Source organism: Glycomyces sambucus (genome assembly GCF_900102815.1).
Taxonomy (GTDB): Bacteria; Actinomycetota; Actinomycetes; order Mycobacteriales; family Micromonosporaceae; genus Glycomyces; species Glycomyces sambucus.
Genome location: NZ_FNGF01000008.1, coordinates 153291 through 165686 on the forward strand (window position 1 = coordinate 153291; position 12396 = coordinate 165686).

Consider the following 12396-nt stretch of genomic DNA (forward strand, 5'->3'; position numbering starts at 1 on the left):
CCGCGAACCGGACACGGCACGACGAAGCGCCCGCCGGAAGGCGGGCGCTGCGGGCGAGTCGGTGTTCCAGGACTCGGTGTTCACGACTCGGTGTTCCAAGACTCGGTGTTCAAGGCCGTGTCCGGCGGTGCCGGGCCGCGCGGGTCGAAGCGGGCCGTGAGGCACTGGTCCGGGCGTTCGCAGTGGGACCTGGGGAGGAAATGACCATCAACGAGTGCCCGAGCCGCAGTGCCTCACGGAGACTCCACCGTGCCGCGCCTCGACTGCCCGGAGGGCAGCGCCGGCGAAGGCGGGGCCTTCGACGGCTCCGGCCGCCTGGTGCGGCGGGCCGGTTCGGGGCCGGTGAAACACCGGGCCGCGCGCTGGCGGTCGCGGCGGTTCCGCACCCGCCCGCTCGGCGTCCACGGCGACGCGGACGCCCCGTAGACCTGCCTGGCGGACGAGCCGTGCGCGGAACCGGACGCGGCGGCCTGCTGCGGCGCCGGGGCCTTCAAGGCGACGGCCGTCATGCCGTCGCCCGCTGCTTGAGGAGGGTGCGCGTCACCGCGGCGGCGACGCCGACCAGGCAGATGATCGCGACCAGGGCCAGCAGCCCGTTCGCGCCGTCCGCCACGGCCTTCGGGTCGACCGCGACGACCTCTTCCTCCGCGGCCGGGTCGAACGCGTCGTCGGCACCGGGCTCGCCGAACGCGTTCACCTCGTCCTCGACGGGTACCTCGGCCGCGTCCTGGGACGGCAGTTCCTCGTCGGGGCCCTGCTGGGCCGCGGCGTTGTCGCCGTCGGCGGCGCCCTCGGCACCGGAGTCCCCGGCGTCCTCGCCCTGGTCCTCGTCCTCGTCCTCGGGGGCGGGCAGGTCGTGGGAGTCGGGCTCCTCCTCGGTGCCGGACTCGTCGTTCTCGTCGGCCTGCGCCTCGACCACGTGCACCTGGGCCGAGTCGTACTCGGCGAACAGGCCGTGGCACTGCGGGACCATCGCGACCTCGGCCGAGCGGTTCATCTCGAACACCTGCGTCGAGCCGTCCGCGATGTCGTAGACCTCGTCGCCGACGTGCAGCTCGGCGTTCGCGCCCAGCTCGTTCGTGTACCGCACCTGCGAACCCGACTCCACCGTCAGGTCGCCCGCGTCGGGCGTCGACGACGCCGACAGCAGACCGAGCGTGCCGCAGTCGCCGCTGAAGACGATCTCGCTGCCGGTGCCCGCCTCGGGCTCCTCGGCCGTGGCCATGCTCATCCCGGCCGCGCCGCCCGCCGCGAGCACCGCCGCGGCCGAGAGCGCCGCCAGGCGCGAGCGGCGGCGCTGCGAGCGCCGGTCCATCGCCGCCTGGATCGCCGGGGCGATCCGGCCGTCGTTCACCGGGTACGGCAGCGGAGGACGCGTCTGGGCCCGGGACTGGTGACCGAGCTTCGTGGTGTGTCTTCCCATGCCTGCGTCTCTCCAACCGCGATTTCGTCTGTGGGTGCGGACCCGGTCCACCGCGGGAATCAGGTCTCAACCCCGTTCAACGAACCGGCGGCCGAAAGGTGACGGCCCGGGCCCCGCCCGATTCGCCGGCCCGCTGCATGCGCCCGACCGCCGCGGCGCGGCCGTCCGTAGGATGTGCCCTGAGACAGCACCGAGCGAGACCGCGGGAACCCCATGGTGATCACCGAGCCCGACTCCACCCAGCCCGACCGCGGCGACGGTCGCGAGCCCGAGGACGCCGCGCCGTCCCCCGAGCCCGGAGCGCGGGCCGCAGCGGACGCCGACGCGGCACCGGGCCCGGACGGCGGGGCCGACGCGGCGCCGGGTCCCGACGCGAAGCCCGACGACCACGAGCGGTGGCAGCGCTTCGCCTCCGGCGCGACCCCGTCCCCCGCCGCGGCACCGCCCGGGCGCCTCCGCGCCGCCGGCGGCCTCGCCGCCCGCGCCGCCCGCAGCGAATGGACCCTCGCCGGGCTCTTCAGCGCCCTCCTCGCCGTCGGCATGACCTGGCCCCTCGCCAAGGACCTCGACGACGTCATCCCCCACGACACCGGCGACCCGCTGCTGCTCACCTACATCCTCGGCTGGGTCGGCCACGCCCTCCGCGGCGACCCGGGCGGCATCTGGGACACCAACAGCTTCTGGCCCCTCACCGACGCCTACCTGTTCACCGACACGCTCCTGGGCTACGCGCCGTTCGCGCTCTTCGCCACCGGCCCCACCAGCGCACTCGTCGTCTACAACGTCCTGTACATCGCCTCGTTCGCCCTCGCGTTCCTCGGCGCGTACGCGCTCCTGCGCCAGCTCGGCGCCCGCGTCGCCGGCTCGGCCGTCGCCGCCGCCGCGTTCGCCTACGCGCCTTGGAAACTCGGCCAGGCCGGGCACCTCCAGGTCCTCTCCTGCGGCGGCATCGCCCTCGCGCTCGCCATGCTCGCGCGCGGGCACGGCTGGTCGCTGCGCCATGGCTTCAAGCCCGAGCGCCAGCGCCCCGGCTGGATCGTCGCCGGATGGCTCACCGCCCTGTGGCAGTTCTCGATCGGCGCCGGGCTCGGCATCCCGTTCGTGTACCTGCTGCTCGGCACCGGCGTCGTCGTCGGCCTGCACTGGCTGGTGCTGCGCCCGCGCCTGAAGTGGCAGACGATCGCCGCGAACGGCGTCGGCGGCGTCGTCTTCAGCCTCGGCGTCCTGTGGATCGCCGACCGGCACGCCGTGGTCGCCCGCGAGTACCCCGAGGCGGTCCGCGACGTCGACTACATCTCGTGGTTCAGCCCCACCTGGCAGTCGTTCATCATCTCCCCGGAGGAGTCGCGCCTGTGGGGGGCCGCGCACGAGGCGGCCCGCGCCGACCTGACGTGGGCGCCCGAGCAGGCGCTCCTGGTCGGCTTCACCCTCGCGGCGCTGGCGGTCGTGGGCCTGGTCTGGTCGTGCTGGACCGGCTGGCAGCGGCTGTGGCTCGCCCTCGGCGGCGCGCTGGTCTTCGCGATCGCCATGGGCCCCAACTTCCTCGACCACGGGTCGTGGGCGTGGCTGCCGCTGTACGAGTACGCGCCGGGCTGGGACGCGATCCGCACCCCCGGGCGCCTGGTCATCTACCTGACGCTGATCCTCGCGGTCCTGGCCGCGGGCACGCTCACGCGGTTCGCCGACGAGGCCGACGACGTGGCGCACCGCGCGCGCGTCGACAAGCGCCTGAAGGTGAAGGCCCCCAGGCGGGTCCAGGCGCTGCTGTTCCTGCCGCTGGTCCCGGTCCTGTGGGAGGGCCTGACGGTCGCGCCGTACGTGGAGGTCCCGGAGGCGCCGGTCGACATGGCCGCCCTGGAGGGGCCGGTGCTGTTCCTGCCCTCGGGCGGTGGCGACACGAAGGTCCAGTACTGGAGCACCGACGGGTTCGTGGAGGTCGCCAACGGCGTCGCCGCGTTCACCCCGGACGAGCAGGCGGGCCTGCGCTCGATGGCCGAGACGTTCCCCGCGGACGACGCCGTCGAGGCGCTGCGCGAGGCGGGGATCGAGACCGTCGTGGTCCTGCCCGGGTCGGGCCTGGACCTGGGGATCGAGCCGTTCGGCGTGGAGGTCCAGCGGGTCGGCGACAGCTCGGTCTACGACCTCAACCCGTAGCCCGAATCAGGCCGGGCCGATCGGGGTGAGGAACGCCAGCGACCCGATCGCGTCGAGGCGCGGCGGGGAGTGCAGCGGCGAGGCGGTGACGTCGAAGGTCCGGTGCACGCCGCGGTGCTCGATGCGCATGAGGCTGCGCTCCAGGGCGTCGGTCTGGAGCGCCTGCACGGGGGCGAGCCGCGCGAGCTCGGCGTCCACGAGCGGGTGCGCGCCCGCGGTGAAGTCGAGGAAGCGCAGGCCCGCGTCGAGGAAGCGGGGCGTGTGGTGCTCCACGTCGGGGCGCAGGCCGAGCACTTGCCTTGCGGCGCGGGAGATCGCGACGAGGCGGGTGTCGGCCGCCAGCAGCATGCAGGCGTCGGCGCTCGCGGCGACCGCGGCGCGCCAGGTGGCGAGCGCGGGGTCGAGCCTCCTGCCATCGGGCCCGGGCGCGGAGGCGCGGAGCGGGATGACCAGTTCGAGTTGCGTCAATTGGGCGTCCCGGGGGTAGTGGTTACGCTCAGTCTGTCCACGTTAACAGAGAAAAGTTGATCTCTGTCCCCGGCGCGTCTACGCTCAGGCCATGAGTGCTGATGCCGCGCCCGCATACGGAGTCGATTCGGAGGTGGGGCGCCTTCGCAGCGTCATGCTCCACCGGCCCGGAGGCGAGCTCCGCCGCCTGACGCCCCGCAACAACGGCGCCCTCCTGTTCGACGGGGTCCCGTGGGTCGAGCGCGCCCAGGAGGAGCACGACCGGTTCGCCGCGGTGCTCCTCGAGCACGGCGTCGAGGTCCTGTACCTCAGTGCGCTGCTTCGCGAGTGCCTCGAGTTCGACGAGGCCCGCGAGGCGGTCACCGTCGGCGTCGCCGCCGACCCGCGCCTGGGCCAGACCCTCGGCCGCGAACTCGCCGCGTACCTCTCCGGGCTGGAGCCCGAGCGGCTCGCCGCGGTCCTCATCGAGGGCCTGACGAAGGAGGAGTTCGGGCCGTCGAGCAGCCTGCGGCACCGGATGATGCGCGCGACCGAGTTCGTCATCGACCCGCTGCCGAACACGATGTTCACCCGCGACTCGTCGGTGTGGATCGGCGACGCCGTCGCCGTCACGAGCCTGGCGATGCCGGCCCGCCGCCGCGAGACGACGCTGACCGGGATCGTCTACCACCACCACCCGCGCTTCGCCGACGTGCCGAAGCTGTACGACCCGTCCCTGGAGCACCTCGAAGGCGGCGACGTCCTGGCGCTGGCGCCGGGGGTCCTCGCGGTCGGCGTCGGCGAGCGGACCACGCCCGCGGGTGTGGAGCGCTTGGCGCGCAAGGTGTTCGAGCGCGGCACGATCCGCACGGTGCTGGCCGTCCCGATCGCGCAGCGCCGCGCCACGATGCACCTGGACACGGTGTGCACCATGGTCGACCGCGACCGCATGGTCATCTACGCGCCGGCCGCCCAGCGCCTGGAGTCGTACACGATCACCCCGGACGGCGACCGCATCGCGATCGAGGGCCCGCGCCGCTTCCTCGACGCCGCCGCGGACGCGATCGGGGTGGAGCGCATCGAGATCGTCCACACCGGTGAGCGCGACGTGGTGACGGCCGAGCGCGAGCAGTGGGACGACGGCAACAACACCCTCGCCCTCTCGCCGGGCGTCGCGGTCGCTTACGAGCGCAACACGGTCACCAACGGCCGCCTCGAACGCGCCGGGATCAAGGTCCTCACCATCCCCGGCTCCGAACTCGGCTCCGGCCGCGGCGGCCCCCGCTGCATGTCCTGCCCGACCAGCCGAGAGACCCTCGCGAACTGACCGGCGCGGCTGTCGGCCGCATCGGATACGTTGGCTCGAAAGGGGGCCTCGGTCCGGGACATATCCGTAATAAGCGATATGTCCCTGACCGAGGCCCCCTGCTCAATACCTGTATCACCCGGCGCCGACATGCGGCGAACGCGAGCGTTTTAGATGTTCGCGGCGATGTCCTTGCGGTAGTAGCCGCCTTCGAGCTTGACGCCCTCGGTGAGGGCGTACGCCTCCTGGCGGGCCTGGGCGACGGACCTGCCGGTGCCGACGCAGCCGAGGACCCGGCCGCCGGTGGCGATGAGCTGCCCGGAGGCGTCGAGCGCGGTGCCGGCGTGGAGGACGCCGTCGGCGTCGGCGCCGTACAGCGGGCGGCCGGTCACCGGGGTGCCCGGGTAGCCCTCGTTCGCGACCACGACGCACACCGCCGCGCCCTCGCGCCACCACAGCGGCCCGAAGTCGGCGAGCTTCCCGGTCGCGGCGGCGTGCAGGAGCCCGCCGAGCGGCGTCTCCAGCAGCGCGAGCACGGCCTGGATCTCGGGGTCGCCGAAGCGGGCGTTGAACTCGACGACCTTGAGGCCCTTCGAGGTCAGCGCCAGACCGCAGTACAGGGTCCCCACGAAGGGGATGCCGCGCCCGGCCATCTCGGCCAGGGTCGGCTCGGCGACGCGGGTCATGACCTCGGCGACCAGGTCGTCCGGGGCCCACGGCAGCGGCGTGTACGCGCCCATGCCGCCGGTGTTCGGGCCGGTCCCGCCCTCGCCGATGCGCTTGAAGTCCTGCGCGGGCAGCATCGCCTTCGCGCTGGTGCCGTCCGCGATGACGAACAGGGAGACCTCGGGGCCGTCGAGGTACTCCTCGATGACCACGCGCTCGCAGTCGACGGCGTGCGCGAGGGCCTGCGCGCGGTCCTCGGTGACGACGACGCCCTTGCCGGCGGCCAGGCCGTCGTCCTTGACGACGTAGGGGGCGCCGAACTCGTCGAGGGCGGCCTCGGCCTCCTCGCGGGTGCGGCAGACGCGCGCGGCGGCGGTCGGCACGCCCGCGGCGGCCATGACCTCCTTCGCGAACGCCTTCGAGCCCTCGATCCGGGCGGCCGCGCCGCTCGGGCCGTACACGGGGATGCCCTTGGCGCGGACCGCGTCGGCGACGCCGGCCACGAGCGGGGCCTCGGGGCCCACGATCACGAGGTCGGCGGCCGAGGTCACGGCCAGGGAGGCCACCGCCGCGGGGTCGGTCTGGTTCACCGGCACGCACTCGCCGAGCGCGGCAATGCCGGGGTTCCCCGGAGCGCAGATGAGCTTGGTGACGGATTCGTCCGCGGCCAGGGCCGCCGCGAGGGCGTGCTCGCGGCCGCCGGAGCCGATCAGGAGTACTCGCACAGGGCCAGTTTACGTGGCCGATACGTGCTGGTTAACCGCCACGCCGGTGGTGAACGCGACACCCCTCCCGGAAGGAGCCGCCAACGGGTGCCGAGTGTTACATCATGTGCCGTCGGAGCGCCACATGATGTCGCGACCTCGGGTGTCATCATTGCCCCGTGACTGCGAATGTGCTCGCCGAGCGTTACGCCTCCGCGCCGATGCGCGACATCTGGGACCCCGTCGGGAAGATCAAGGCCGAGCGCCGGCTCTGGCTCGCCGTCCTCCAGGCGCAGCACGACCTGGGCGTCACCGTCCCCGACGGCGTGATCGCCGACTACGAGCGCGTCCTCGCCCAGGTCGACCTCGCCTCCATCGCCGAGCGCGAGCGCGTCACCAAGCACGACGTCAAGGCCCGCATCGAGGAGTTCTCCGACCTCGCCGGCCACCAGCACATCCACAAGGGCATGACCAGCCGCGACCTCACCGAGAACGTCGAGCAGATGCAGGTCCGCCAGTCGCTCGAACTCGTCCAGGGCCGCATCGTCGCCGCGCTCGTGCGCCTCGCCGCCCGCGCCCAGCAGTACCGCGACCTCGTCATGGCCGGCCGCAGCCACAACGTCCCCGCCCAGGCCACCACCCTCGGGAAGCGCTTCGCGACCTGGGCCGAGGAGCTGCTGCTCGCCTACGAGGGCGTCGAGGACCTCCTGCGCCGCTACCCGCTGCGCGGCGTCAAGGGCCCGGTCGGCACCGCCCAGGACATGCTCGACCTCTTCGACGGCGACACCGCGAAGCTCGCCGAACTCGAGCAGCGCATCGCCGCCCACCTGGGCTTCGGGCGCGTCATGGACTCCGTCGGCCAGGTCTACCCGCGCTCGCTCGACGACGCCGTCGCCTCCGCGATGCGCGGCGCCGTCGCCGCCCCCTCCTCCGCGGCGCTCACGATCCGGCTCATGGCCGGCGCCGAGCTCGCCACCGAGGGCTTCATGCCGGGCCAGGTCGGCTCGTCCGCCATGCCGCACAAGATGAACACCCGCTCCTCCGAGCGCGTCAACGGCCTCGCCGTGGTCGCCCGCGGCTACGCCGCGATGCTCGGCGAGCTCGCCGGGGACCAGTGGAACGAAGGGGACGTCTCGTGCTCGGTGGTCCGCCGCGTCGCCCTCCCCGACCTCTTCTACGCCGTCGACGGCTTCTATGAGACATTCCTCACCATTCTCGACAACTTCGGGGCCTACCCGGCCGTCATCGGCGCCGAACTCGACCGCTACCTCCCCTTCCTGACCTCCACAAAGGTCCTCATGGAGGCCGTCAAGCAGGGTGCCGGCCGCGAGGACGCCCACGAGGCCATCAAGGAGCACGCCGTCGCCGTCGCCCGCGCCATGCGCGAGCACGGCCAGCGCGAGAACGACCTCTTCGACCGCCTCGCCGCCGACCCGCGCCTGCCCTTCGACCGGGCCGGACTCGGCGCCCTCGTCGCGAATACGGGTGAATTCACCGGCGCCGCAGGCGATCAGGTCGACCGTGTCGCCGAAAGGGTGGCCGCGGTGGCGAAAGCGCACCCCGAGGCCGCCGCCTACCGGCCCGCCGGCATCCTCTGACGGGCTGTGACCTGGCACCGGTCGCACAACGCGGCGCTGGCCCAGGTCAGTACCGGTGAATATGCTGGTCCTGTTCCGTCCATGTGACCGACAGGAGTGCGACCGTGGCCCGTGTAGTGGTCGACGTGATGCTGAAGTCCGAAATCCTCGACCCCCAGGGCGAGGCCGTCCTCGGGGCGCTGCCCCGACTCGGCGTCACCGATGTGGCGTCGGTTCGGATCGGCAAGCGCGTCGAGATCGAGTTCGGCGAGAACGCCCAGAACGTCGAGGAGCAGTCGCGAGTGATCGCCGACCAGCTCCTGGCCAACCCCGTCATCGAGAGTTTCACCGTCGCCGTCGAGCGCGGCTCGAACGAGGGCGCATGAGCGCGCGCGTCGGGATCGTCACGTTCCCCGGCTCGCTCGACGACCGGGACGCCGCCCGCGCGGTGTACCTGGCCGGCGGCGAACCGGTGGCGCTGTGGCACGACGACGCCCAGATCCACGGCGTCGACGCCGTGTTCCTGCCCGGCGGGTTCTCCTACGGCGACGCGCTGCGCTGCGGCGCGATCGCCCGGTTCAGCCAGGTGATGGACACCGTGAAGGCCGCGGCCGCCCAGGGGATGCCCGTCCTCGGCGTCTGCAACGGCTTCCAGGTCCTGTGCGAATCGCACCTGCTGCCCGGCGCGCTGGTGCGCAACGCCCACCTGCGCTACCGCAACCGGCCCGCGCGCCTGCGCGTGGAGACGACCCGGACCGCGTGGACGAACGCGTTCGCGCCCGAGGCCGAGATCGTCCTCCCCGCCAAGCACGGCGAGGGCCGCTACGTCGCCGACGAGGCGACCCTGGACGCGCTCGAGCAGAGCGGCCGGGTCGTCTTCCGGTACCTCGACAACCCGAACGGGTCGATGCGCGACATCGCCGGGGTGGCGAACGAGGCCGGGAACGTCGTCGGCCTCATGCCCCACCCCGAGCACGCCGTCGAGGCGCTCACCGGGCCGTCGACCGACGGCCTCGGCGTGGTCGCCTCCGTCCTGGCCCACCTCAGCGAGGGAGCGAGACGATGAGTCAATACGTCGCCGTGGACACCGTCGGCGTCGCCGACGCCACTCCGGACGAGAAGCAGCCCTGGTCCGAACTGGGGCTGAAGGAGGACGAGTACCAGCGGATCCGCGAGGTCCTCGGCCGCCGCCCCACCCAGTCCGAGCTGGCCATGTACTCGATCATGTGGTCCGAGCACTGCTCGTACAAGTCGAGCAAGGTGCACCTGCGCCAGTTCGGCGAGAAGAACCCGCGCACCCCGCGCCTGCTGGCCGGGATCGGCGAGAACGCCGGCGTCGTCGCCATCGATGATCATCTCGCGGTGACGTTCAAGGTCGAGTCGCACAACCACCCGTCGTACGTCGAGCCCAAGCAGGGCGCGGCCACCGGCGTGGGCGGCATCATCCGCGACATCATCGCGATGGGCGCCCGCCCGATCGCCGTCATGGACTCGCTGCGCTTCGGCGCCATCGACCACCCCGACACCGCCCGGGTCCTCCCGGGCGTCGTCGACGGCATCGGCCACTACGGCAACTGCGTGGGCCTGCCGAACATCGGCGGCGAGACCTACTTCGACCCGTGCTACCAGGGCAACCCGCTCGTCAACGCGCTCAGCGTCGGCGTCATGCCCCGCTCGCGCCTCCAGTCGATGCAGGCGTCCGGCACCGGCAACGTCGTGATCCTCCTCGGCGCCAAGACCGGCCGCGACGGCATCGGCGGCGTGTCCGTCCTGGCGTCGGCGACCTTCTCGGAGTCCGGCGAGGACGACGCCCGCCCGTCGGTGCAGGTCGGCGACCCGTTCACCGAGAAGCTCCTCATCGAGGTGTGCCTGGAGCTGTTCGACGCGCAGCTCGTCGTCGGCGTCCAGGACCTCGGCGGCGCCGGCCTCACCTGCGCCCTGAGCGAGACCGCGGCCGCCGGCGACGGCGGCATGCACGTCGACCTCGAACTGGTCCCGCTCCGCGCGGCCGGCATGGAGCCGCAGGACATCCTCGCCTCCGAGTCGCAGGAGCGCATGCTCCTCATCGTCGACCCGGCCAAGGCCGACGAGGTCCTCGCCCGCGCCCACCGCTGGGGCCTGCTCGCCACCGCGATCGGCACCGTCACCGACACCGGCCGCCTCGTCGTGGACTTCCACGGCCAGACCGTGGTCGACGTCCCGCCGAAGTCGCTCGCCGACGAGGGCCCGGTCTACAACCGGCCGCTCGCCGAACCGAACGACCTGGGCCTCATCGCGGTCGACCGCGCCGAGACCCTGCCGCGCCCGTCCACCGACGAGGAGATCCGCCAGACCGTCCTCGACATGGCCGCCAGCCCGAACCTGTGCGACAAGTCGTGGATCACCGAGCAGTACGACTCCTCGGTGTTCGGCAACACGGTCCTCGGCGCCCCGCACGACGCGGGCGTGGTCCGCCTCGACGAGCGCACCGGCGTCGGCATCGCGATCTCCCTGGACGGCAACGGCCGCTTCGCGCGGCTCGACCCGTACCTCGGGGCGCAGCTCGCGCTGGCCGAGGCGTACCGGAACGTCGCCGTCACCGGCGCGACCCCGATCGCCGTCTCCGACTGCCTCAACTTCGGGTCCCCCGAGGACCCGCACGTGATGTGGCAGTTCGAGCGGGCCGTCACGGGCATCGCCGACGGGTGCCAGAAGCTCGGCATCCCCGTCACCGGCGGCAACGTCTCGTTCTACAACCAGACGGGCCGCGAGGCGATCCACCCGACGCCGGTCATCGGCGTGCTCGGCGTGCTCGAGGACGTGGCCCGGCGCATCCCGCTCGGCCTGGGCCGCACCGGCGACACGATCGCGCTCATCGGCACCACGAGCGAGGAGCTGTCGGGTTCTGAGTGGGCGTCGGTCAAGCACGGCCACCTCGGCGGGGTCCCGCCGAAGGTCGACCTCGACCACGAGATGAAGCTCGCCGACCTGCTCTCGCGCCTGTCGCAGACCGAGCAGCTCGCCGCCGCGCACGACCTGTCGCAGGGCGGGCTGGCGCAGGCGCTGGTCGAGGCGATCAGCTTCTCGGGCATGGGCGCGCAGATCCTCCTGCCGGAGGGCGCGGACCCGTTCACGTACCTGTTCTCGGAGTCGTCCGGGCGGGTGCTCGTGGTGATCCCGCGCGGCCAGGAGCTCGCGGTGCGCAGCGCCTGCGAGTCCCGCGGCCTGCCGATCACGCCCCTGGGCGTGGCCGACGCGAACACCGACGGCCTGCACCTGCGCGACCACTTCGACATCACCCGCGACGACATCGACGCGGCCTTCAAGGGCCGCATCGGCGCCCGCCTGGGAGAGTAAGGACACACGAACGATGAACGCCCCGGCGCGCAGCGCCGGGGCGTTCATGTTGCGGCGCATGCGAACGGGGAGGACATCGCCTGGGCTGTGCACAGATACGGCTCCGCAAGCGTTCGCCGAGGCTGGCCCCCGGTTTCGAAGCTAGCTGGGGATACCTGAAGGGGAGCTGAAGCGGCGGGCCGGGCCGGCGGCATCGCAAACACCCCCGCACCTCTGGGTTCAGGGCCCCCGGTTTCGAAGCTAGCGCGGGGCACCTGAAGGGGAGCTGAAGCGGGCGGCCGGGCCGGCGGCTACGCCTCTTCTTCCTCTTCTTCTTCGAGGGGTTCGCCGTCGGGGCCGGTCAGGGGGAGGACCTCGGTGAGGTCGGCGCGTTGGCCGGAGGCGGTGACGCGGCCGGTGGCGACGGCGTCGGCGAAGGCCAGGCGGCCGGCCGCGAGTTCGACGAACACGACCGGTTGACATTCGATGACGTTGGGCGGCGTGCCGCGCCGGTGCCGGGGCCCCTCGACGCACTGCACCGCGCCGTACGGCGGCACCCGGACCTCCACGGAGTGACCAGGGGCTTTGTCGGCCAGCGCGCGCAGCAGCTCCCGCACCGCGCTCTTGAGGGTCTCCTTGTCCGGGGCCTCGTCGTTGGCGATCGCGGCGATGGCGTCGGCCACAGCGTCCACGGGGAGACCTCCCGGTCACGTTAGACTGCCCGTTACGGCACGTTGCCGAACGGCGATGATCGCCGCCGACCCATCGCCCGCGGCACCGTCCGCACCCCGGTCTCGTGATCGA

The 12396-nt window shown here is 72.8% G+C and carries 11 protein-coding genes; 7 read left to right on the forward strand and 4 right to left on the reverse strand.

Annotated features, from left to right (window positions below):
• The first annotated feature begins 249 nt into the window (after window positions 1–249).
• Window positions 250–426: a hypothetical protein gene (locus BLS99_RS26415; RefSeq protein WP_176953487.1), complete on the forward strand. Its 177-nt coding sequence runs from the start codon at window positions 250–252 to the stop codon at window positions 424–426.
• A 79-nt stretch (window positions 427–505) separates the two neighbouring features.
• On the opposite strand, the gene BLS99_RS22540 is transcribed toward BLS99_RS26415, so the two are convergent.
• The gene (locus BLS99_RS22540; protein WP_143034914.1) at window positions 506–1423 is read right to left on the reverse strand and encodes a hypothetical protein; all 918 of its coding nucleotides are present in this window, start codon (window positions 1421–1423) and stop codon (window positions 506–508) included.
• 213 nt (window positions 1424–1636) lie between these two features.
• Here BLS99_RS22540 and BLS99_RS22545 point away from each other — a divergent pair, with 213 nt between their 5' ends.
• Window positions 1637–3577, forward strand: coding sequence for a hypothetical protein (locus BLS99_RS22545; protein WP_091053981.1), 1941 nt, complete (start codon window positions 1637–1639; stop codon window positions 3575–3577).
• Between the two features lie 6 nt (window positions 3578–3583).
• On the opposite strand, the gene BLS99_RS22550 is transcribed toward BLS99_RS22545, so the two are convergent.
• Window positions 3584–4045 carry a hypothetical protein gene (locus BLS99_RS22550; RefSeq protein WP_091053982.1) on the reverse strand — a complete coding sequence of 154 codons (462 nt, stop codon included), beginning with the start codon at window positions 4043–4045 and terminating at the stop codon, window positions 3584–3586.
• Window positions 4046–4136: 91 nt separating this feature from the next.
• Here BLS99_RS22550 and BLS99_RS22555 point away from each other — a divergent pair, with 91 nt between their 5' ends.
• Entirely contained in the window at window positions 4137–5351 is a 1215-nt protein-coding gene (locus BLS99_RS22555) for an arginine deiminase (RefSeq protein ID WP_091053983.1), read from the forward strand.
• Between the two features lie 149 nt (window positions 5352–5500).
• On the opposite strand, the gene purD is transcribed toward BLS99_RS22555, so the two are convergent.
• Window positions 5501–6721, reverse strand: a complete 1221-nt coding sequence (gene purD / locus BLS99_RS22560; protein WP_091053984.1) for a phosphoribosylamine--glycine ligase — start codon at window positions 6719–6721, stop codon at window positions 5501–5503.
• Between the two features lie 158 nt (window positions 6722–6879).
• Between purD and purB the strand changes: the two genes are divergently transcribed.
• The 4 genes from purB to purL all read left to right on the forward strand — a co-directional run bounded on the left by purB (window position 6880) and on the right by purL (window position 11613).
• A complete protein-coding gene (gene purB, locus BLS99_RS22565) occupies window positions 6880–8298 on the forward strand; it encodes an adenylosuccinate lyase (protein WP_091053985.1) in 1419 nt (472 codons plus the stop codon).
• 104 nt (window positions 8299–8402) lie between these two features.
• On the forward strand, window positions 8403–8663 hold the full coding sequence (purS, locus tag BLS99_RS22570) for a phosphoribosylformylglycinamidine synthase subunit PurS (protein WP_091053986.1): 261 nt from the start codon (window positions 8403–8405) through the stop codon (window positions 8661–8663).
• Window positions 8660–9343 carry a phosphoribosylformylglycinamidine synthase subunit PurQ gene (gene purQ / locus BLS99_RS22575; protein ID WP_091053987.1) on the forward strand — a complete coding sequence of 228 codons (684 nt, stop codon included), beginning with the start codon at window positions 8660–8662 and terminating at the stop codon, window positions 9341–9343. The genes purS and purQ overlap by 4 nt, the downstream gene beginning before the upstream one ends.
• Window positions 9340–11613: a phosphoribosylformylglycinamidine synthase subunit PurL gene (purL, locus tag BLS99_RS22580; RefSeq protein WP_091053988.1), complete on the forward strand. Its 2274-nt coding sequence runs from the start codon at window positions 9340–9342 to the stop codon at window positions 11611–11613. Before purQ ends, purL begins: the two co-directional genes overlap by 4 nt.
• Window positions 11614–11903: 290 nt before the next feature.
• Here purL and BLS99_RS22585 read toward each other — a convergent pair whose 3' ends face one another.
• Window positions 11904–12284, reverse strand: a complete 381-nt coding sequence (locus BLS99_RS22585) for a sterol carrier family protein (protein WP_091053989.1) — start codon at window positions 12282–12284, stop codon at window positions 11904–11906.
• Window positions 12285–12396 lie beyond the last annotated feature (112 nt).